Source organism: Nitrosomonas sp. GH22 (assembly GCF_009833115.1).
Taxonomy (GTDB): Bacteria; Pseudomonadota; Gammaproteobacteria; order Burkholderiales; family Nitrosomonadaceae; genus Nitrosomonas; species Nitrosomonas eutropha.
This window is the reverse complement of record NZ_QRCA01000012.1, coordinates 24137-45367: the sequence shown is the minus strand read 5'-3', so window position 1 is coordinate 45367 and position 21231 is coordinate 24137. Positions and strand designations below refer to the sequence as shown.

The following is a 21231-nucleotide window of genomic DNA, read 5'->3' as shown; positions in this document are numbered from 1 at the left end:
TTTTTTGACTGGGTAACCCCGCCTACTTCATCCGGCGGATGCCATAGGTGTTATCACTGGATTTTGCGATCTCACGAACCACTTCCAACAGTGCCTGGTAGCAAGGCATCACTTCGTTTCTTTCGCGAAAAAGACCGTCGCTTCCTTTAATATTGCCTTCTCCAGCGGGTTCTACCCTGCTAACACGGACACTTTCGATTAGACTCACAGAGAGCCATAGGAGTGTTCATGTCTAAACGTAATAAATATAGCCCCGAGTATAAGCGCGAAGCTGTGGAGCTTGTACTCCGATCAAGGGCCAGTAGCCGTCAGGTGGCCCAAGACATCGGAATTAATCCCGCTATGCTGTCACGCTGGGTTCGGGAAGCGGAAGTTAGCAACACGCCATTTTCAGGAGCGGGTAATCCACGCGATGAGGAGCTTGCTCGCCTCAAGCGTGAGCTGGCCCGGGTGACCAAGGAACGGGATTTTTTAAGAGATGCGGCGGTGTACTTCGCGAAAGGATCATCGAGCGGTACACGGTGATCCTGCACTGCCGCAACCAGTACCCGGTCAGGCTGATGTGTCGCTGTCTTCGCGTCTCTCCCAGCGGTTATTACGCTTGGGCAGCACGCGAACCCAGCCCTCGTTCTCAGGAGAACGAACGATTGCTGACTCGTATTCGCCAGATCCACGACGATAGCCAGGGTGCCATTGGTGCCCCTCGAATGCACGAAGATCTGTTGGATGAAGGTAAAAAAGTTGGTCTGAATCGGGTAGCGCGCCTGATGGCTGTAAATGGCCTGCAAGGTTGGCCACGGCGTAAGAAACGGCGCTTTGGCAAGCCGGCCCGACGTCCATCAGGGGTGCGTAATCTTCTGGAGCGCAACTTCACTGCTCTGAAGCCTGAAAGCAAATGGGTGACCGACATTACCGAAATTGCCACGCAGGAAGGCAAGCTATTTCTATGCGTGGTAATTGACCTGCACAACAAGTTGGTCGTTGGTTGGTCAATGCACCACCGTCAAGACAGGCATAGGGTGATTCGCGCTGTAGAAATGGCGATCTGGCAGCGCCAAGGCGACTGGCCTGTGATTCTACATTCGGATCGTGGCAGTCAGTTCGTGAGCGTTGATTACCAGCAGTTTCTGAGCAGGAACACATTGATGTGTAGCATGAGTGCGGTGGGCCACTGTGGCGATAATGCTGCGTGTGAGGGCTTCTTTGGACAGCTCAAGCGCGAGCGTGTAGCTCATCGGTGGTATCGTACTTTGGATGAAGCACGAGCAGATCTGTTCGACTACATCGAACGATTCCATAATCCGCGAATGCGGCGTAGAGTCGCTCGTCAAGATAGAAAGCTATCAGTCGTTTTAAAACCGTCCGTGGAAACAGGGTAGAACCCAGCTTGAGTTGCTTAATTTGAGCTTTCAGCTGCCGGATTTCTTCCTGTTATATTGTCAACTTTCCATTGCCACGAAATGCCTGGCCTGCATCATCTGTTCAGTATTCTCTGATCCATCTCCTCAGCATATTGGCGTTAATCTCCAAATTTCGGGATACTTACGATGGCGTATGGCCTTGATCCAAAACCAGACTGATTGCATCCAGTTTGAATTCCTTGGGGTGTTGCTTCCTTATCGTCATTTCATCCTCCAGTTAAGCTATTCTCTCTTAACCAGACTGTCCGGTTTCAGTGAACCACATCATTGGATGAGTAATCAACAACATCAATCATCTACGCTCAGCTAAGCGAATGTGATGAACGGTAGGATTCAACGACAGCGTTACGTTACGGAGCGATTCGGTGCGGATGCTATAACATTAGTTATGTGTTATCGACTTCTGACATTTAGTGCAATCGTCTTCTGAAAATGACACCAACCTTAATTGGTCTGTTCAGCAAAAATTACTTGAAACGCGAAGCGTATCACGTTACGCTCTTAATTAAACAGAGAGCAAAGGATACCGGCTTGATTAGGAACTTTAAGCACAAGGGACTAGAGACTTTTTTTAAGACCGGCTCGACCAAAGGTATACAGGCTGAACATGCAGCGAAATTAGGCCGCATCCTGCGGGCGCTGAACGTGGCACAGGCTCCGGCTGAATTGGACTTTCCTGGCTTTCGACCGCACCCGCTCAAGGGCGATTTAGCCGGGTACTGGTCAATTACCGTTAACAAAAATTGGCGGGTTATTTTTGTTTTCGTGGGCGTCGATACCGACCTGGTTGATTATCTGGATTACCACGACAAATAGGAGCGAAGCTATGAACATGATAAACCATCCCCATCCTGGCATGATTTTGCGCGAAGAAGTATTAAAACCGCTCAATCTGACCGTGGGCGAGGTAGCAGATCGTTTAGGCATGGCGCGTGCGTCGATTTCCCGTGTGGTCAACGGGCGCAGCGCCATCAGCTACGACCTTGCCATAAGGCTGGAAGCGGCGGGCGTCAGTACGGCCCGCTTCTGGACGGCATTGCAGTGCGAATACGACCTTGAAAAGGCACGGAACGCAGCTCAAGGCGCAGAACTATTAAAAGTTGTGCCACTGGTTCCTAAGCACGAATTAACGCATGGATAGAAGGTGGGCCTGAATACTTGCGATATACAGGCCCTTGTCGCGGCTTTATGTAGGAAAACACGAAAGATCACGTGACAATCATGCCATCAATTCTAAGAGAATTTTAAGCATGATTAAGTATTATGGCACATTCGCGCACTTGCCAGCTCGACTATTGAGAATGAATAATAATCAAAAACAATTAAAGTGATATTGTAATATGATACTCTTATCGTACTCTGGTGTACGAGGTTTAATTATGGCTTGTTTTATCGGCGCGGGTAAGGCATGATTATGAGCATAGATTTAATGAGTATTGTTGGCCCGATGGGTTTCAAAGAATTGTTAGCGGCCAACAGCGTTCAAGATACGATTATTCAGGCCGGTGACAAAGGCTTGATTATCGCCATGAAAGTGGGCGGAAAGGATTTTGTTTTAGGGCGTCGGCGTGGTGGCCCACGCTACTTTTATTCGGTTGATGGCGCGGCATCGGTGCTGATTCAGCACGGTATCACCGGCTTCTATGTGGACACAATAGGCTGGTTGCCACGAACACTCACCAAGAACCAAAAAAGGCAGTCTTTACCGGCTGGCACCAGTGGAGACATTTAGAAAAGCAAAAACCCCGTGGCAACGGGGCTTTTTGCAAAACTCAGGAACACATACTTGAATTGTTTGGCGACAATTAAAGTATGACCGCCGTAGAATACAAATAATCAACGACGTAATTTGCTAATACTATTCTACGGCATTGTTCCTTCTTTGACAAGTCCATTGCGTTTTTGCGCATGGCAGAAAGGAGTTACATGGCGGCAGATAAGCAACTCTCCCTATTCGATCGGGACGAAGAAGCTAGGGCGTATCATGACCCTGAACAGGCAGGTTTTTTTTCTATCTTGGTTAACGCCAAGGGCGACAAGCGCCAATCATCCCACCGGCTGATCGATATGCCCACGGTGTTGGGTTTAATCGACAAGAACCGTGACACCTGGATGACGCAAGCCGAGTTTATCCGGCCAAACCGACGTGTGGTTAACCTTGCCCGCGTCGGCCTACTTTTTGCCGACTTGGACACCTACCGCAAGTCGTGGGCCTCTGGCAGAACGCCGGAGCAGTTAGTAGAGCCCATTCTGTACTACTGCGCCCAAGAAGGCATTCCCCCTCCCTCAATATTGGTTTTCTCAGGCCGTGGCATACAGGCCAAATGGCTTCTCGAAGGGACGTTGCCACGACAGGCATTACCCAGGTGGAACGCTTGCCAGCGTTACCTTATCGACCGATTGGCATACCTTGGAGCCGACCGCCAGGCGAAAGATGCCAGTCGCGTGCTGCGTGTTGTACAGACCGTTAACGAGAAAAGCGGGGAAATCTGCCGAGTTGTCCACGTTGAAAACGAGCTGAACGGCCATCCGATACGCTATAACTTTGAGTACATGGCTGAAATACTGCTGCCGGTAGCTCGCTGGACGATTGAACAGCAACGTCAAAAGGGGGAGAAACGCGCCATTCGGCGACAGCTTAAGCTGCTGCCAGGCGACAAGACGGATAACTTACGCGGATTCAGTGGACGGCAATTAGCCTGGCACCGACTTGAGGATCTGCGCAAGTTGGCAGATCTGCGCGGAGGTATCCAGGAAGGTGAGCGTATGCAGCACCTATTTTGGCGCTTGAATTTTTTGCTGCTATCCGGTGCGACTAACAGCAGGCTGATGTACTACGAAGCAAAAGCTCTGGCTAAAGAGCTTGACCCGAACTGGCAAGAAAACAGCAAAGAGCTGATGACGTTGTATTCCAAGGCAAAAGCCTACGAAGCAGGCGAAAAGGTCAGCTTTGGCGACAGAGAGTATCCGCCGTTGTATACACCAAGGAATGACACGCTGATTGACCTGTTTGGCATTACAGACCAGGAGCAGGCGCAGTTACGCACGCTTATCAGCAAAGGCATGGCAAAGGAGCGCGACAGAGCGCGCAAGGAGGCCGTCAGGCGGGCAGCGGGAGCAGTAGACCGGGAAACCTACGAAAGCCAGTCCTTGAGCCGTCAGAAACCTTGGGAAGCCCTGGGTATGAGTCGCCGCACTTGGTATCGGGCTGGGAAACCTATGCCATCAGAAAGTGGCACAAGTCCGTCCGTATTACAGGCGGCCCCAGGCCAGCAATCGATTAAATAAATACCGTGGCACAAGTCCGTCCGTATTACTAATGGCGTAGCCAACGCCGTAGGCCGTGTCTTTGAGTAGTCAGGCATTTTGAAAAATGCGAGTAGCCGCAAGGGTTGTGGGTAAGTCGCTTGAGACTTATCCATCATCCCGCGCAGTGCCCCTTGGGCACGGAGAAAAATAGGTGAAGCGAGAAGAGAAGCCTAAAAGGTATCTGTATGGGAAGATCAAGAAAATCATTCTCTCCTGAACTATTGGAGCAACTGAGATCGATGCCGGTGGTAGCCGCACTTAATGTCCTGGGATTGTATTGGAAGCGTGACTCTGATTTTTTGCCAGTGAAAGATAAAACTACTATCCGGCTTAATGTGTCTTTGGGCGGTAGTGTTGTGGAATTGCTGGCGACGGGCGCAAGGTGGTACGACACCAAAACAAATAAAGGTGGCGGCGGTGCGATTGATCTGGCCATGCACCTGCTGCGCTTGGACTTCGTGACAGCGGTGAAGCGATTCCAGTCAAATTGATCAAAATTTAGCTGCTAAAAATCTGGCGGTCGGCCATCACAAATATGACCCCACAGAACCGCTCAGGCTGGGGTCGTCTCAGAAAACGGAAAATAAAGCACGCTAAGGCGTCGCCGCCCCTGCCAGGCTTGCCCCGCCCTGTAGTGACGCGATCAACGGGCAGGAAACATTCCCCTTTCGTGCATGGCAGGCGCACACGAGTTCAGACAGCACGGTTTCCATGCGCGCCAAGTCGGCCATCTTCTCGCGCACGTCCTTGAGCTTGTGCTCGGCCACGCTGCTGGCTTCCTCGCAGTGGGTGCCATCGTCGAGCCGCAGCAGCTCGGCGATTTCATCCAGGCTGAAGCCCAACCGCTGAGCGGATTTCACGAACCGCACCCGCGTTACATCCGCCTCCCCATAGCGGCGGATGCTGCCGTAAGGCTTGTCCGGCTCGGGCAGCAAGCCCTTGCGCTGATAGAACCGGATCGTCTCCACATTGACGCCGGCCGCCTTGGCAAAAACGCCAATGGTTAGGTTCTCCAAAGTATTTTCCATATCGCTTGACTCCGTACATGAGTACGGAAGTAAGGTTACGCTATCCAATCCAAATTCAAAAGGCCAACGTATGTCTGAATCGCAAAACGGGCGCGGTGCGCTCTTCGCCGGCGGGCTGGCCGCCATCCTCGCTTCAACCTGCTGCCTAGGGCCGCTGGTACTGGTCGCCCTGGGCTTTAGCGGGGCCTGGATCGGCAACCTGACGGTGCTGGAGCCGTATCGGCCGATTTTCATTGGCGCGGCGCTGGTGGCGCTGTTCTTCGCCTGGAAGCGTATTTACCGGCCCGTGCAGGCGTGCAAGCCGGGCGAGGTCTGCGCGATTCCGCAGGTGCGCACCACCTACAAGCTGATTTTCTGGATCGTGGCCGTGCTGGTCCTGGTCGCGCTTGGATTTCCCTATGTCGTTCCCTTTTTCTATTAACCAGGAGTTCATCATGAAGAAACTGTTTGCCTCCCTTGCCCTCGCCGCCGTTGTTGCTCCCGTGTGGGCCGCTACCCAAACCGTCACGCTAGCGGTGCCCGGCATGACCTGCGCCGCCTGCCCGATTACCGTCAAGAAAGCGCTCTCCAAGGTCGAGGGCGTGAGCAAGGTCGATGTGGGCTTCGAGAAACGCGAGGCTGTCGTCACTTTCGACAACGCCAAGACCAGCGTGCCGAAGCTCACCAAGGCCACCGAAGACGCCGGCTATCCGTCCAGCGTCAAGCAGTGAGCCACTAAGCCAACATCAACAACGGGAGCCACATCATGGGACTGATGACTCGCATTGCCGATAAAACCGGCGCGCTCGGCAGCGTCGTTTCCGCGATGGGCTGCGCCGCCTGCTTCCCGGCGCTCGCCAGCTTTGGCGCGGCCATTGGGCTGGGCTCCTTGAGCCAGTACGAGGGCTTGTTCATCGGCCGCCTGCTGCCGCTGTTTGCCGCGCTGGCTTTCGTGGCGAACGCGCTGGGCTGGCTCAGTCATCGGCAATGGCTGCGCAGCCTGCTCGGCATGATCGGGCCGGCCATCGTGTTCGCGGCCACAGTCTGGCTGCTCGGCAACTGGTGGACGGCGAACCTGATGTACGTCGGCCTGGCCTTGATGATTGGGGTGTCGATCTGGGACTTCGTGTCGCCGGCGCATCGCCGCTGCGGCCCGGATGGTTGCGAACTCCCTGCGAAACACGGCTGACCGTGCTAGACGGCGGCCCACACGAATAAGGAACGATGGTATGACCACTCTCAACATCACCGGCATGACCTGCGACTCGTGCGCGGTTCACGTCAAGGACGCCCTGGAGAAAGTCCCCGGTGTGCGCTCGGCGGAAGTGTCCTACGCCAAGGGCAGCGCCCGGCTCGCTATCGAGGCCGGCACGTCACCCGACGCGCTGACGGCCGCTGTGGCCAGACTAGGTTATCGGGCCACGCTCGCCGATGCGTCCGTGGCTCCGGCGGACGGCGGATTGCTCGGCAAGGTGCGCGAATGGCTGGGCAGTGATGACAAGGCTGGCGGGGATGCTGGCAAGCTCCATATCGCCGTGATCGGCAGCGGCGGGGCCGCAATGGCGGCGGCACTGAAGGCCGTCGAGCAGGGCGCACGCGTCACGCTGATCGAGCGCGGCACCATTGGCGGCACCTGCGTCAATGTCGGCTGCGTGCCGTCGAAGATCATGATCCGCGCCGCCCACGTTGCCCACCTGCGCCGGGAAAGCCCGTTCGACAATGGCATCCAAGCGGTAGCGCCGGTCATCCAGCGCACGGCGCTGCTGGCCCAGCAGCAGGCCCGTGTCGATGAACTACGCCACGCCAAATACGAAGGCATCCTGGAGGGCAATCCAGCCATTACCGTGCTACGCGGCGCAGCCCGCTTCAAAGACAGCCGCAGCCTGGTCGTGCAACTCAACGACGGCGGCGAGCGCGTGGTGGCATTCGACCGCTGTCTGGTCGCCACCGGCGCGAGTCCGGCTGTGCCGCCGATTCCTGGCCTGAAAGATACGCCTTACTGGACTTCCACTGAGGCACTGGTCAGCGAGACTATCCCTAAGCGCCTGGCCGTAATTGGCTCATCGGTGGTTGCGCTGGAGCTGGCGCAGGCGTTCGCCCGACTCGGAGCGAAGGTGACGATCCTGGCGCGCAGCACGCTGTTCTTCCGCGAAGACCCGGCCATCGGCGAAGCCGTCACGGCCGCATTCCGCATGGAGGGCATCGAGGTGAGGGAACACACCCAGGCCAGCCAGGTCGCCTATATCAATGGTGAAGGGGACGGCGAATTCGTGCTCACCACGGCGCACGGCGAACTGCGCGCCGACAAGCTGCTGGTCGCCACCGGCCGCGCGCCCAACACGCGCAACCTGGCGCTGGATGCGGCGGGCGTCACGCTCAACCCGCAAGGCGCGATCGTCATCGACCCCGGCATGCGGTCCAGCGTGGAACACATCTACGCGGCCGGCGACTGCACCGATCAGCCGCAGTTCGTCTATGTGGCGGCAGCGGCCGGCACCCGTGCCGCGATCAACATGACCGGAGGTGACGCATCTCTGAACCTGACCGCGATGCCGGCCGTGGTGTTCACCGACCCGCAAGTGGCGACCGTGGGCTACAGCGAGGCGGAAGCGCACCACGATGGCATCGAGACCGACAGCCGCACCCTCACGCTGGACAACGTGCCGCGCGCACTCGCCAACTTCGACACACGCGGCTTCATCAAGCTGGTCGTTGAAGAAGGCAGCGGACGACTGATCGGCGTGCAGGCGGTCGCGCCGGAAGCGGGCGAGCTGATCCAGACCGCTGCGCTGGCGATTCGCAACCGCATGACGGTGCAGGAACTGGCCGACCAGTTGTTTCCCTACCTGACGATGGTCGAGGGCTTGAAGCTCGCGGCGCAGACCTTCAACAAGGATGTGAAGCAGCTTTCCTGCTGCGCCGGGTGAGAAAAAGGAGGTGTTCGATGAACGCCTACACGGTGTCCCGGCTGGCCCTTGATGCCGGGGTGAGCGTGCATATCGTGCGCGACTACCTGCTGCGCGGACTGCTGCGGCCGGTGGCGTGCACGCCAGGCGGCTACGGCCTGTTCGACGAGGCTGCCTTGCAGCGGCTGTGCTTCGTGCGGTCCGCCTTCGAAGCGGGCATCGGCCTCGATGCGCTGGCGCGGCTGTTCCGGGCGCTGGATGCAGCGGACGGTGGCGAAGCGGCCACGCAGCTTGCCGTGCTGCGCCAGTTCGTCGAACGCCGGCGCGAAGCGTTGGCCGATCTGGAAGCGCAGTTGGCCACCCTGCCGACCGAGCCGGCACAGCACGCGGAGAGTCTGCCATGAACGGCCCGGAACGCCTGCCGACCAAGACACGCAAGCCGTTCACCGGCTACCTGTGGGGCGCGCTGGCCGTGCTCACCTGTCCCTGCCATTTGCCGATTCTCGCCGTTGTGCTGGCCGGAACGACCGCCGGCGCATTCATCGGGGAGCATTGGGGTATTGCAGCCCTCACGCTGACCGGCTTGTTCGTGCTGTCCGTGACGCGGCTACTGCGGGCCTTCCGGGGCGGATCATGACGACCTCGCACCCCGCCGGATGGACGGCGACCGAGTTGGCGCAGGCGGTTGTGCGCGGGCAACTTGAGCTGCATTACCAGCCGATAGTCGATCTGCGCAGTGACCAGATTGTCGGTGCGGAAGCCCTGTTGCGCTGGCGTCATCCGACGCTCGGGCTGCTGCCGCCCGGCCAGTTCCTGCCTGTGGTCGAATCGTCCGGCCTGATGCCGGAAATCGGTGCCTGGGTGCTGGGCGCAGCCTGCCGCCAGATGCGCGAGTGGCGGAAGCTGGCGTGGCAACCGTTCCGGCTGGCCGTCAATGTTTCGGCGAGCCAAGTGAGACCGGGTTTCGACGGGTGGGTAAAGGACATGCTGGCTGATGCCGAGTTGCCCGCCGAGTCTCTTGAAATCGAGCTGACCGAATCGGTCGCATTCGGTAATCCGGCGATCTTCCCCGCCCTGGAAGCCTTGCGACAGATCGGTGTGCGCTTCGCCGCCGATGACTTCGGCACCGGCTATTCCTGCCTGCAACACCTGAAGTGCTGCCCGATTACTACGCTCAAGATCGACCAGTCCTTCGTCGCCGGACTCGTCGCCGATCACCGCGACCGAACCATCGTGCGCTCCGTGATTCAGCTTGCGCACGGGCTGGGCATGGACGTGGTGGCCGAGGGCGTGGAAACGCCGACCAGTCTCGCACTGTTGCGGCAAGCGGAGTGCGATACGGGACAAGGCTTCCTGTTCGCCAAGCCAATGCCGGCGGCGGCATTCGCCGCCTTTGTCAGTCAATGGAGGGGTGCCACCATGAATGCAAATGATCCGACTGCCACCAGTTGCTGCGTGTGCTGCAAGGAAATCCCGCTCGATGCCGCCTTTACCCCGGAAGGCGTGGAGTATGTCGAGCACTTCTGCGGGCTGGAGTGCTATCAGCGCTTCCAGGCGCGGGCCAAGGCAGAGAACGAAACCGGTGCTGATCCGAACACCTGCGGCTCGCTGCCGTCAGACTCAGGCATGCCCTAACCTGACGTCAGGACAGCCTACCCAGAAACGTCCGGATAGACTCCATCGCTTAATTTATTGACACAAGCTGCGCAAGGTCATAGATTTATTCCTGACACTTTTCTGTTTGGGGGCATCTTGCAAGGTCAACGTATCGGCTACGTCCGGGTCAGCAGCTTCGACCAAAACCCGAAGCGGCAACTGGAACAGGTCGAAGTCGGAAAGGTATTCACCGACAAGGCATCGGGCAAGGACACCCAGCGCCCAGAACTTGACTCGCTGCTGGCCTTCGTGCGCGAAGGAGATACGGTGGTGGTGCACAGCATGGATCGCTTGGCTCGCAACCTCGATGACCTGCGCCGCCTTGTGCAAAAGCTGACCAGGCGCGGTGTGCGTATCGAGTTCGTCAAAGAATGCCTGACCTTCACCGGCGAGGATTCGCCGATGGCAAACTTGATGTTGTCGGTCATGGGCGCGTTCGCCGAGTTCGAGCGAGCATTGATCCGCGAGCGGCAGAGGGAAGGCATCGCGCTCGCCAAACAGCGCGGAGCATACAGGGGCCGCAAGAAAGCGCTTTCGCCCGAACGCGCCGCTGAACTTCTGCAACGCGTCAAGGCCGGCGAGCAAAAGGCAAAGCTGGCCCGTGAATTTGGCATCAGCCGCGAAACGTTGTACCAGTACCTGCGCGAAATTGGAGCTTAACGTGCTTTATTTTCCGTTTTCTGAGACGACCCCCAAAAGCCCGAGCTGAAGAGATATTGGTTTCCTTGAGTCGAGAGATCGCATGACATCATGGGCGCACACAATCGCGAAACTCGATACAGCGAACGAGGCTCCGCGACGTTCGGACCGTATCTAGTCGACCCGAGCGGCGCATTGCGGTTGCCGATCGAGATGCTGAGGCGATCTGGGCCTAGTACTTGGCCAGTCTCAGAGGCTCCCGGTTGGAGCGTTCTCGCACTGCCAGATGGGGGTAGACCCAACAGTTGTGTCACCGGCCGCCGTTTGGCTAAATAACCCCATATTTACATAGACTTACTAACCTAGTCACAATATCAAACCGCTTAATTGGGGGTGTAAGCCGGAACCGCCGAAAATTTTGTTACGGCGAAATTCGTTCTTAGTGACCAGTGAGAGCGAAGCTACAATTTGACGACATATTAGGATAGCCTCCCTATGTGTCAGGATACCTCTCGCTTCGCCCCTCAACTTTTTAAGTTCCAACTGCAGCGAAAGGTATCCTGACACATAGGGATGTACGTGTACTTGATCATATTATTGTTGGAGGCAACACAACCAAATCAATGGCCGAAATGGGATTAGTCTAAAGTTTTCTCCAATAAAAAACACCCCAGATAAGGGGTGTTTTTTTTTGCGTGCGCCCGGCACGGGCGCACTCTTGGAGGTGAAAGTCCTCCCGTAAGTTGATCACAGCGAACGAAGCGAAGCGCAACTGCATGAGGGTGACCGAGTGTGGGGAGGAAGCGTGGAGCGAAACTGCGAGCAACGCGAGCGCCTTCGAGCGACTTGTTAGGCCACTTACCACTGAATATTTCCATTATTTATTACGTGTGCCAACTGCTCAGGATTTTCGACGACAATTTCTCCGTCCAAAAGATACTCCCAGTTTGGAGTATTGCCAAATGGAGATTGTGACCAATACCCTTGCGCAAATTCCTCTCTTGGCTCATTCCAGTAGGCATCAAACCAAGACGTGTCCGTGCGCGTAAGTGCCAAATTGCAAGTAATAGCTACATCTAAAAAATAGACATGATCACCTAGCATTGACCTTACATGAGATATGCCCTGCTCGTTTCTTTCTGCTAACCACAAGCAGGAAATTCTGCTTACCAGGTTTCCACCCGCGACCCTTCTAACCCTCTCAAACTCAAGCTCTTGATCCGCAAGCCTCAATAGTTCATTTCGAGTTTCAGGTGACACAAGAACTTCCTGGCCATAGCCATCAAGATGCGAGACATGATTTCTCAACATTGCCGCTTTCATTAATACGTGACCTGTTCGTGGTGTAACTACGTTTCCTTGAGGGCCAACAGTGCGAAGTTCTTCTAAGGAAATATTTCCTATATGGCGATGCGTTTCTGCAATTCCACTATCTATTCGGGCAATAAAATTTGGTGTTTGAAGTCGTCCTCCGCTAACTCTGAGATTCCAACATGGGTGTGGATTACCTAAATCTATCGCGTGCACGTATTTCATAGAGTGGCCTAATCGGGATAGGGAGGCACCTCGCGATGCCTCTCCTCCCACACCTGTTGGCGAAATGCTACCGGGTAGGCTGGTTTGTAGTTTTGCGTCATCTTGCTGCTCCTTTAAACAGAATATAATGTGTCCGTTCAAAGGGGACAACTCCAGTTTGCCCGATAACAAACCAACCTTGAATCTCACCAGAGTCAATAACTTGGCTCAACCCTGAGGGCTTATCCCGAACTCAGGTTAAGCACGAATTAACGCATGGATAGTGGGTGCCCTGTCCATGGTGGCAAGATAATATCTTTTGTAATCATTACGTTGAATGTATAGCCTGGCCTGACTTCCAGTGTTGGCTGGATGTTCATGTTTCTTTGAGCCATTCTCATACCGATCTGCCCCATTTGTTGCCCAAGAGCCCCAGCAACTATTTGCTGGCTGCTATATGAATTGTTGTTTGTTGATTTTGGCTGGGATAACTGTATGCCAGCGGTGAATACAGACAACAGAATTCCGTGTCCGAATAGCCGCCAGTAATGATTATTGACCTGATCGTTAAAACCGGCATAGCCAGCAACATCACTACCTGGCATTCTATCCAGAGAAATTGAAGATCCATCCGGATAAATAATCCGCTCCCAACCAACTAACGCTCTTTCCTGTCCCAACGTTACATTACTGTCATAGATCCCAACTAAACGCGCACCTGCCGGAATCAGGAGAGTATTTCCAGTTGCACTGTCATAAACATTTTCTCGGACTTGAGCGATGATTTGACCAGGCAAGTCGCTATTCAAACCGGAGATCATTACTCCTGGAATGATTGTGCCAGCCTTAACTTCTCTTGACGCTGCAACGGCAGCCCTGCGTTGATGCTGCAAATAAGTTATTGCTTCCGGTGTATTGGATAAAAATGCCTGTTTCTCAAGCTGTCGGTTATCTGAGGCCATGCTTGTATTAATTATTCCAGAATTACTGCCCAGACCCCCTATTCCCGCATTCAAGCCATACAATGAATCATCTGTTTCGTTCTCATTTATGCCGTTATTGGCTATTACCTGCTTCTCAGCCATTGCAGCGTTATTTATAGCCGTACGTATCGGAGCCAGCGGATCATTATTCGCTATATTCGTAGTGTCATTCCGGGTTGATCTCACAGAAAAGTTCTGTGCCTGGCTTTCTGAACTAAGTGCAGATTCCAGTTGTGCCAGCTTTCGTTCTTCGATGCGCTGAATAGTGCGCCGCCTATTTTCCGATTCTTCCAGCTCTGATTGAAGTGGAGATGGCGTGTTTGTACCTTCTGTCGGAATTCCTGTGCTTCCCATCTCAATGGGCAGAGGCTCAGGGGGTGAATAATCACCAGGCTTTACTGGAGGGAGAGAGATCTCTGTAACAGGAGGTTGTGGGCCTTCAGCTACTTTACTCATATTTTGATTCTGACGATCATAGAATGTGTAAACAATACCCAATACAGATATTGAAACAATTCCACCGACAATAAATAGTGGCAGGCGATTCATTCGTCGCACACCCTTGCCCCGTGTTGGTGTTGCCAGATAATCAGGAGACTCAACAGGCGTTGTATCAGGTGATGGCTGCTCAAATGAATTATTGTTCACTCAGTCCTCACAGTGAATGGATGTTCAGTAATCAACGACCCGGCCGTATCACGCGGATAATAACGAGAGGCTTCATTTTGCTCGTATTGTAAGCGCAATACGATTCCATTCCTGAAAGGGAATGCCAGGTAGCGCAGAGCGGTGCCTTTCTCCTCTGTCTGGGCAGAATCGGTCTTGGCTTTTATTTCTGTCACCCCGTAGCCATGTACCCGTAATTTCTCTATTAATAGAGGGGTTAATACATCCGCTTGCCCCTGTTTTTGAGACGGAGCTTCAAGTATCAATGTTGTACTGGCAGGAGGGAGTGGTTTTTCAAGGTAAGAAATGATGTCATTTGTTAGTATTTCTGCATCAACCTGTGTAATTTCCTTGGCCACAAATGATGTCGTGCCAGATGTGGCACAAGCAGTTATAACCAGAGATATTATTAACAGCATAAAGATACGCAAATTCATTTGCTGCCCTCTTTACGGATAATTTCGACTTTGGTTTGTGACAATCCGACACCAACAATAAGAGCCGCGCGATCCAGTACCTTGTCTACTACATAGCGATCCCCAATCAGACGGTAGTTAACCAGCTCTTCATCGCCAGAATTACCGAGTGACAGTAATGCAGGAGATTCGTTGAAATGTGTTGACGGAAACTGGATATAAGTTTTAATGCCATCCGTATAAATACGAACGGGCTTCCATGATGGATTGTCACCACTCAGGTTATAGTTAAAATCAAGGGCAGCAAGATTCTGGCCGGTCGCAGGCATTGTGTTCGTTTGAACAACCTGTGTTTTACGCAGATGATAAGCAGCCCACTCTCTTTGAATATCATCGGGGTAATCAAAAGATAGTATTGGCATCCAGTCATTTTTTGTACTGGCTAACTTGATCGTATAGGTGCGTCTGTCCGTAGTAACAATCAGATTTGTTGTCAGGTTAATATCTGTGGGTTTAATAATAATGATGGTTGATGCTGTCTGCCCTGAACCTTCGGTAGCCGGTGTGATTTTCCAGCGTACTGCGTCGCCAGCATGGACATCATTGACGATTTCACCTTGCTGCAAACGTATAGAGCATACCTGTAATGGGGTGCAGACAAGAGTTGGAAGGGTTGCACCAAAAAGATATTTAACGTTTCCATCCTCGCCGCGACGCGGCTTGTCAGGGTTTGTTTTCCATTGGTTAGCAAGCTTTGCTCCGTACACTTCCTTTGAATCCAGTCGTGGTTTTTGTCCTGCAAATATTGGTAATGGCTCATTCTGGCTTTGAGATGTTTGTGCATATGCGGGAATAGTTAATACAAAAGCAGCCATGCCTATGATCAATTGTTGTTTTTTCATGTGTCCCTCAGTATCAGAAATTGCTATTAATACGAGCCGACCATGAGCATTGCTGCGCATAAATTCCGAGTGGATTAACCATAATCTGCTCTTCATTTATCGGCGGTGACAGTACCGTGGTAACTGACGCCTGATATTGCCTGGTATCAACCAGTTTTCCAGATCGTTGTTTTGTTACTTCAGTCCATTCAATCTGCCAGGTAGAATCCGTAATCGGAACCACAGCATTCACTGCGATTTCAACTGTTTCATTGGCCGCTCGCTGATAAGGGTTTTTCTCGCGGTGATATGTGGCAATCGTCTGATAACATGCGCTATCCGGGTAAGTCATCGCATAGGTTGTATCAATCAATGCTTTTTGTGCGCTTTGATCTGTATAAACAGTTCGTGCACCTATAACCCAATTTCGTAGCGCTGCAATCATTTGTCTGTCATTGGGTGCACTGGCAACCGTAGTGCGTGCTATTTTCGTGACCTCTCCATTGCCATCAAATTCGACGGCATACGGCACGATCTTGTGTTGCGCAGAGATATACACCAATCCACTGACAGCAATGATCGATACGGCGATACTGCCAAGAGCTGCCAGGCGCCAATTATTTGCCCTTGATATATAACTTCCATAACGCTCGTTCCATTCTCTGCGAGCAGCCAGATAGGGAGTATCTGACGATTGTGTTTTTATTTTCTTGTCATCGTTGTTCATCTCAATACCTTGTTTTGTACACTATAGTATACATACTAGACTAAAATGCCAGTATCATCAATATCGTTCGAGACAAGGAGAAAATGTTTTGGTGAATCTTACAGAACTGGATGATTACAAATCTGGTTTTGTCTGCTTATCTGACTGATTTTGTTGAGGAGGAGTATTGCTCGGGACAGTAGTCTCGCCTGCCCGTATGATGTTGGAATCACCGGCACCCATGTTCTTATTTGGTGCCATATCCTGATTTTTATCTTCATCTTCCCCATAATCTGGAGGTGGAACGTTCAGGGATAAATTCATGGCTGGTTCCATACCAGGGACAGATATTGCAGCCATAATACCGGTAGATTTCACCGCGCTATCAGCAAATTGCGTTAAAGGAGAAACCGGACTTTTGTTATCACCCTGTGATTGACCCCCTGTAGGGGGTGTTCCCAATGTCGTTGGTTTGCCAGTTTGTCCTCCTCCTGTACGCTGTGGAGGCAGCGTGTTATTCATGGGAGATCTTGAATTGCTATCACCCGAGTTGCCATAAGCATTTATATTTTCACGCATATTGCTACCGGTGGATGAACTGCCTCCCATAAGAGAGGAACTAATCATATCTGCTAATCCATCACTTCCTGACCCGTTGCTCCCAATCCCGGTTCCTGACTTACCAAATATGCCGTTGGTTGCTGCCGCCGAAATACCTGATGCAACACCGGCCGAAATAGCAGCGGCCATGAAACCAAGAGCGTGACCGCCAGTCGGAGAAGATCCTGTAATCATTCCTGCTACCAGTTCTGGAATGGTTTTTGAGAGGTAGGCGCACGCCAATCCTAATCCAACCATCGTCAGCATGTCAGCATTGTCATTGTGGAAACTGGCTTTCCAGTCATTAACCGAACTCATAATCAATCCGACGATCAGTGTCAGAATAAACAGCTTTGCTCCTACAGCGATGGCGTATCTGGTGATGGCTAACGCGTACTCGCGCGTCCACTGTGACCCCCCAAATCCCATAAATAAAACAGAAGCATTAATAACGATATATGATTCAATTAATGTCAACGCCATGAATGCAGCGATAAATCCAAAACAAAGTACTACAATTACTCCGGATAGCGTTACAAACACTGCTGTCAAAGGATTTAACGTATGAACATGCAATATGGTATCGCCCAGTTCAACAGCTATTCCGAACATATCGCCAGGAAAAATCGTTTTTCCAAAACCTGAAGCATTACCTCCAGCCTCACGGAAACTGTTAATAATTGCTTGTCCCCAACTGGTTGAAAATTTGAGTAATGCAAAGAAAAAACCAGTTACTAAAACAAACCTGACTAATTCTCCGACGATCTCTCCAAAATCTGCCTGTTTGAAAACTAACGGTAAAAACGTCCAGATGAGTTGAATGACAGCTAAGCTCCAGAAAAGGGTTATGGCATAGTCCCGTAATTTTCCATCCCAGTATGATGCGCTGTTTTGTATTAATCCCAGCAAGTCTTTAAATGAACCGGTTGCATCGTGAAGATCAGCGGCAATCGCAGTACCTGGCGCAATAAAAAAGACAGTTGCAACCAACCCGAAAAGGCAAAATATTTGCCTACGATCTAGCGTTTCAATATTCCTTCTCCTCGGAGCTATGTATCCTGCTGCTACGTTGTCAAAATCCTGCGTCTTTAGAGTTGCGTATTCTGCCATCCTGTAAAAGTGGCTTTCTCTCAGTAGTTTCAAGGTCAACCTTGGCTGCTGAGCACTCTGGATTCGCAATAGTTACGCTAGGCGCAGAAATAACCATTGTGATCGTCGCATAATATGTTGCTATACCGCCAATCGCAGCAGACAAAATACTGACTACCCATATATTTTTTAGAAAATCCATATCAAAATCCTGTGTCTTTAGAGTTGCGTATTCTGCTTCTTCTCATTTCTTCTGCTAACGCATCATCCATGGCTTGTCGCTCGGTTTGAGTTGCCATGTAGTTAGCTTGCAATGTAATCTGACTGGAAAACATATCTCTTAGTCGCGTGAGTTGCTGCACATTTAAAGCTGCTATTTCGTTCCCGGCCTGCAATGCTTGTAGACGGCCAGACGCAGAGCTGGATCGTGAAAGCATGGTATCGAGCATATCGTTATCTGATGAAATACTTTCCACGTTGAAACCGGCTGATTTCATGGCAGCTCGTATGTTCTCCATACCGTAATCTGACCATTGCCGATAACGCCCACCCATGTCTACCGTTCCATTTCCGATAGTCCTGAGATAATTCTCATATCCACTGAATTGCCTCATAAATCTTTCATCAAAATTTTGTACATCCCGACCAAGCATTCTCGCATTCTGATAAACACCAACCACTCTTTGCAGATTGGAAGTAACATTCTGGAACATCCTGCCAGGCAAGGATATAGCTTGCTGAAGTGAATCCTGTAACTGCCTTGCCGTATTTATTTGGGTGTTAATCAGTTCAAGTTTTTCCAGTGCCTGTGTCCACCAGTTGCTACAGTTAGAACAAAATACGGTCAGAGCTGGTGCAGGCCGACTATAGAAAAGAGCAGCACCAAACAAGGTTGATGCGGCCAATACGAGCAGCCCACTTTTTATTGTTTTAGTGACCGATATAGCGTTCATAATCTATTCCCTTATGTTTTAGAAAAGACAACGGCCAGCCGTTAGCGTACCTATCAATGAAATATCTTATTTCCGCCAGTTTGTCCTTATCTGATACAGCCAGAAAAGCGAGTGCCAGTGGGCCAAGTCCCAATTCAAACAGGCGGCGTCCAAGCGGTGATTTATAGTAATAGTCCCGTTTGTATTGGCCATTTTTAAGTATTTCTATTTCCCGCTTATTTAATCCAAACATGGTGTACAAATCAGCTGGCCCTGGTGTTTCTTTGGTGCCGTACTGATCCGCTTCTTTGTTGGGTAACAGTATTTTTGTTGGACATTGTTCTGTTAGAACGTCCAGTAATCCAGATCTGACCGCATCAGATAAGGATTGTGTAGCCAGGACGACTGAGCAATTTTGTTTTCGCAATGTTTTGAGCCATTCACGTACTTTTTCTCGCCATACTGGATCACCAAGCATCGCCCAGGCTTCGTCCAAGGCCAATAGAACCGGCTGGCCATGCATGGTTTTTTCAATCCGGCGAAACAGATACAGGAGAACGGGAAGTGCATTAGCCCTTCCCATTGACATTAATTCCTTAACCTCGAATGTGGTGAACTGAGCCAGCTCCATAGAATCTTCAGCACCATCAAGCAAATGACCCATCGGACCTTTTAAGGTGTAATGTGAAAGTGCGTCCTGTATATCGTTATCTTGTACCTGAGCAACAAAATCTGTCAGTGATCTTCCGTGCATTGGCGCGGCACGCAGCAAGCCAATTGCTCGATGAATTTCTGTTTTCTGCTGAGGTGTGGGGGGTTTAAGAGCTTGTAATTCATAACAGGTTGCAATCCACTCTTCCGCCCACAATGCTCCTGCCGGACTATCAATATCGGCCAATGGCATGACAGCTCCTATTTCTTCACTGTCGTTGCCAATATCATAATGTATTCCCTGTGCAGCTTTACAAAGCGTATACAGACTGTACCCATAATCAAATACAAGTACGCTGGCAGGTAGTTTAGATCCATCCATGCCTGGTTTGCTTTGGTAGCGGCTAAATTGCGCTGCTATCAAAGCAAGTAGAGTGGATTTACCAGCTCCAGTTGGACCAAATATAAGCGTATGTCCGACATCGCCAACGTGTAAATTGAGCCTGAACGGAGTAGCGCCTGTTGTTACTGTCTGCATCAGCGGAGGCGATCCGGCCGGAAAAAAATCACATGGATTTTGTTTAAGTCCCGGCCAGATACTTGCAAGAGGCAAAAGATCTGACAAATTAAGCGTATGTATCAGCGGGCGACGGATATTCGGATAGGTTTGGCCCGGCAGGCTGCCCAGCCATGCTTCTAATGCATTTACTGTTTCTATTCTGGCCGAAAATCCGATGTAATCAATTTGCCTCTTTACGTAATCTGCCTGTTTCTCAAGATGTATTCGATCTTCATGCATGAGTACAATAACCGGCGTGTAGTAGCCGTAAGATACAAGCCCGGAATGGGCATCGTTGATCGCGGATTCTGTCTGTGTTGCCATATCCAGTGCATCAGTATTAATCACGCCCTTCTGTGACTTAAATACCTGTGACCAGAATCCCCTTATCTTCTGACGCCACTTGAGACGATATCGGTTAAGAGAAAATATGGCCTGATGCTTCTCCAGAAATATGAACCGTGATGACCAGCGGTAAGCTAGAGGTAATCCATCCAGGAGATTCAAGATTCCGGGTTCGCTTGCAGAAGGAAACCCATCAATTGCGACGCAGGCAATGAATTTATTGCCTAATTTCGGAGTATCACCCGGCCAGAGTTCCTGGTAACCAAGCCAGGCATCCAAATACATTGGGCAATCTGGTATCCGTAACGCTATTTCTTCACCGGTTATCGCAAAATGCAAGTAGTTCACCAGTTCATCGCTTTGGTACGTACTTCCTTCCACATTGATAGTTACCGTCCTCATTCGACGCATGTTTATGAGATCGGCGAGCCCTTGTTCCAAGGTGATTAGTGTTTTCTTGAAGTCATCAATCAACCGTTGCGCCGGAGAATTATCGTTAAGGCTGTCATCATCGTAAATTAGCTCACTGAGCCTGGAATTATGACGCAAGGGTGGGAGGTACTGAAATATGGCCGTGTACTCATTCTCAAAATACATGCTGTTCTGTTCAAACATTTCACGTCGTTCAGCATCAATCAATGCTGTAACCGGGTCGGGAAAATGTGAATTTCCCGGTGACGGATAATTCGGTGAAGGTAGACGTGTATTATCAATCCACACAGCCCACCCGCTTCCGAAGCGGAGAAGATAATTGTTAACGATTGCTGTCAGATAGTTGCTGTCAGAAGCAGTTGATGATGCTGCGTCATCACCACGGAAATAAAAACCGGCCATTAATGAACCGTCTTTACCTAAAACTATTCCCTCATCAATTAAAGCTGCGTAATTGAGTAAATCTGGCAATCCAGCAGCTTCATCACGGAAAGATTTAAGAGCAAGCATTTGTTCAA

At 51.5% G+C, this 21231-nt stretch carries 24 protein-coding genes and 1 pseudogene; 14 read left to right on the top strand and 11 right to left on the bottom strand.

The genetic code is table 11. The features are described from left to right. The first annotated feature begins 228 nt into the window (after window positions 1-228). Window positions 229-1379 (top strand): IS3 family transposase gene (locus tag ABF86_RS05425; RefSeq protein WP_107818370.1). Its coding sequence is split into 2 segments (ribosomal slippage): window positions 229-475 and window positions 475-1379, totalling 1152 coding nucleotides; the frame shifts between segments, so codons are not numbered across the junction. A gap of 55 nt (window positions 1380-1434) precedes the next feature. On the opposite strand, the pseudogene ABF86_RS05420 reads toward ABF86_RS05425, so the two are convergent. Beyond that, window positions 1435-1626: pseudogene (locus tag ABF86_RS05420) on the bottom strand (transposase); the annotation flags it as partial. A gap of 227 nt (window positions 1627-1853) precedes the next feature. Here ABF86_RS05420 and ABF86_RS05415 point away from each other — a divergent pair. The 5 genes from ABF86_RS05415 (at window position 1854) to ABF86_RS05395 (ending at window position 5221) form a co-directional block, all read left to right on the top strand. After that, window positions 1854-2237, top strand: coding sequence for a type II toxin-antitoxin system RelE/ParE family toxin (locus ABF86_RS05415; protein ID WP_240142240.1), 384 nt, complete (start codon window positions 1854-1856; stop codon window positions 2235-2237). Between the two features lie 10 nt (window positions 2238-2247). Next, on the top strand, window positions 2248-2562 hold the full coding sequence (locus ABF86_RS05410) for a HigA family addiction module antitoxin (RefSeq protein WP_074455853.1): 315 nt from the start codon (window positions 2248-2250) through the stop codon (window positions 2560-2562). Window positions 2563-2835: 273 nt separating this feature from the next. Continuing rightward, window positions 2836-3153: a ParC family partition-associated protein gene (gene parC / locus ABF86_RS05405; RefSeq protein WP_074455852.1), complete on the top strand. Its 318-nt coding sequence runs from the start codon at window positions 2836-2838 to the stop codon at window positions 3151-3153. Between the two features lie 176 nt (window positions 3154-3329). Next, window positions 3330-4709: a replication protein gene (locus tag ABF86_RS05400; RefSeq protein WP_240142239.1), complete on the top strand. Its 1380-nt coding sequence runs from the start codon at window positions 3330-3332 to the stop codon at window positions 4707-4709. A gap of 260 nt (window positions 4710-4969) precedes the next feature. Continuing rightward, window positions 4970-5221: a hypothetical protein gene (locus tag ABF86_RS05395; protein WP_240142238.1), complete on the top strand. Its 252-nt coding sequence runs from the start codon at window positions 4970-4972 to the stop codon at window positions 5219-5221. Between the two features lie 102 nt (window positions 5222-5323). On the opposite strand, the gene merR is transcribed toward ABF86_RS05395, so the two are convergent. Continuing rightward, complete coding sequence (gene merR, locus ABF86_RS05390) at window positions 5324-5758, bottom strand: Hg(II)-responsive transcriptional regulator (protein ID WP_004636746.1); 435 nt, start codon at window positions 5756-5758, stop codon at window positions 5324-5326. Window positions 5759-5828: 70 nt separating this feature from the next. Between merR and merT the strand changes: the two genes are divergently transcribed. The 8 genes from merT to ABF86_RS05350 all read left to right on the top strand — a co-directional run bounded on the left by merT (window position 5829) and on the right by ABF86_RS05350 (window position 10959). Then, window positions 5829-6179 (top strand): mercuric ion transporter MerT, encoded by a 351-nt coding sequence (gene merT / locus ABF86_RS05385; RefSeq protein ID WP_012824082.1) that lies wholly within the window; start codon window positions 5829-5831, stop codon window positions 6177-6179. A 13-nt stretch (window positions 6180-6192) separates the two neighbouring features. Then, complete coding sequence (gene merP / locus ABF86_RS05380; RefSeq protein WP_012824081.1) at window positions 6193-6468, top strand: mercury resistance system periplasmic binding protein MerP; 276 nt, start codon at window positions 6193-6195, stop codon at window positions 6466-6468. A 35-nt stretch (window positions 6469-6503) separates the two neighbouring features. Continuing rightward, window positions 6504-6926: an organomercurial transporter MerC gene (merC, locus tag ABF86_RS05375; protein WP_074455849.1), complete on the top strand. Its 423-nt coding sequence runs from the start codon at window positions 6504-6506 to the stop codon at window positions 6924-6926. Between the two features lie 40 nt (window positions 6927-6966). Then, on the top strand, window positions 6967-8664 hold the full coding sequence (merA, locus tag ABF86_RS05370; RefSeq protein ID WP_074455848.1) for a mercury(II) reductase: 1698 nt from the start codon (window positions 6967-6969) through the stop codon (window positions 8662-8664). A gap of 17 nt (window positions 8665-8681) precedes the next feature. Beyond that, on the top strand, window positions 8682-9047 hold the full coding sequence (merD, locus tag ABF86_RS05365; RefSeq protein ID WP_004636761.1) for a mercury resistance co-regulator MerD: 366 nt from the start codon (window positions 8682-8684) through the stop codon (window positions 9045-9047). Continuing rightward, complete coding sequence (gene merE, locus ABF86_RS05360) at window positions 9044-9280, top strand: broad-spectrum mercury transporter MerE (RefSeq protein ID WP_004099015.1); 237 nt, start codon at window positions 9044-9046, stop codon at window positions 9278-9280. Before merD ends, merE begins: the two co-directional genes overlap by 4 nt. Next, entirely contained in the window at window positions 9277-10278 is a 1002-nt protein-coding gene (locus ABF86_RS12800; RefSeq protein ID WP_074455847.1) for a DUF3330 domain-containing protein, read from the top strand. The genes merE and ABF86_RS12800 overlap by 4 nt, the downstream gene beginning before the upstream one ends. Window positions 10279-10395: 117 nt before the next feature. Beyond that, complete coding sequence (locus ABF86_RS05350; protein ID WP_019334898.1) at window positions 10396-10959, top strand: recombinase family protein; 564 nt, start codon at window positions 10396-10398, stop codon at window positions 10957-10959. An 837-nt stretch (window positions 10960-11796) separates the two neighbouring features. On the opposite strand, the gene ABF86_RS05345 is transcribed toward ABF86_RS05350, so the two are convergent. The 9 genes from ABF86_RS05345 to ABF86_RS05305 form a co-directional block, all read right to left on the bottom strand. Continuing rightward, entirely contained in the window at window positions 11797-12474 is a 678-nt protein-coding gene (locus ABF86_RS05345) for a hypothetical protein (protein ID WP_074455888.1), read from the bottom strand. A gap of 248 nt (window positions 12475-12722) precedes the next feature. Beyond that, entirely contained in the window at window positions 12723-14084 is a 1362-nt protein-coding gene (locus ABF86_RS13175) for a TrbI/VirB10 family protein (protein ID WP_041353899.1), read from the bottom strand. Next, complete coding sequence (locus ABF86_RS05335) at window positions 14081-14539, bottom strand: conjugal transfer TrbH family protein (RefSeq protein ID WP_011630624.1); 459 nt, start codon at window positions 14537-14539, stop codon at window positions 14081-14083. The genes ABF86_RS13175 and ABF86_RS05335 overlap by 4 nt, the downstream gene beginning before the upstream one ends. Further along, window positions 14536-15420, bottom strand: a complete 885-nt coding sequence (trbG, locus tag ABF86_RS05330; RefSeq protein WP_074455846.1) for a P-type conjugative transfer protein TrbG — start codon at window positions 15418-15420, stop codon at window positions 14536-14538. Before trbG ends, ABF86_RS05335 begins: the two co-directional genes overlap by 4 nt. Window positions 15421-15433: 13 nt before the next feature. Continuing rightward, a complete protein-coding gene (locus ABF86_RS05325; RefSeq protein WP_011630633.1) occupies window positions 15434-16126 on the bottom strand; it encodes a VirB8/TrbF family protein in 693 nt (230 codons plus the stop codon). A gap of 114 nt (window positions 16127-16240) precedes the next feature. Further along, entirely contained in the window at window positions 16241-17815 is a 1575-nt protein-coding gene (trbL, locus tag ABF86_RS05320) for a P-type conjugative transfer protein TrbL (RefSeq protein ID WP_240142237.1), read from the bottom strand. Beyond that, complete coding sequence (locus ABF86_RS05315; RefSeq protein WP_041353900.1) at window positions 17778-17996, bottom strand: hypothetical protein; 219 nt, start codon at window positions 17994-17996, stop codon at window positions 17778-17780. Before ABF86_RS05315 ends, trbL begins: the two co-directional genes overlap by 38 nt. Window position 17997: 1 nt before the next feature. After that, window positions 17998-18747 (bottom strand): P-type conjugative transfer protein TrbJ, encoded by a 750-nt coding sequence (trbJ, locus tag ABF86_RS05310; protein WP_011630635.1) that lies wholly within the window; start codon window positions 18745-18747, stop codon window positions 17998-18000. Next, complete coding sequence (locus ABF86_RS05305) at window positions 18725-21223, bottom strand: transporter (RefSeq protein ID WP_011630636.1); 2499 nt, start codon at window positions 21221-21223, stop codon at window positions 18725-18727. The genes trbJ and ABF86_RS05305 overlap by 23 nt, the downstream gene beginning before the upstream one ends. Window positions 21224-21231 lie beyond the last annotated feature (8 nt).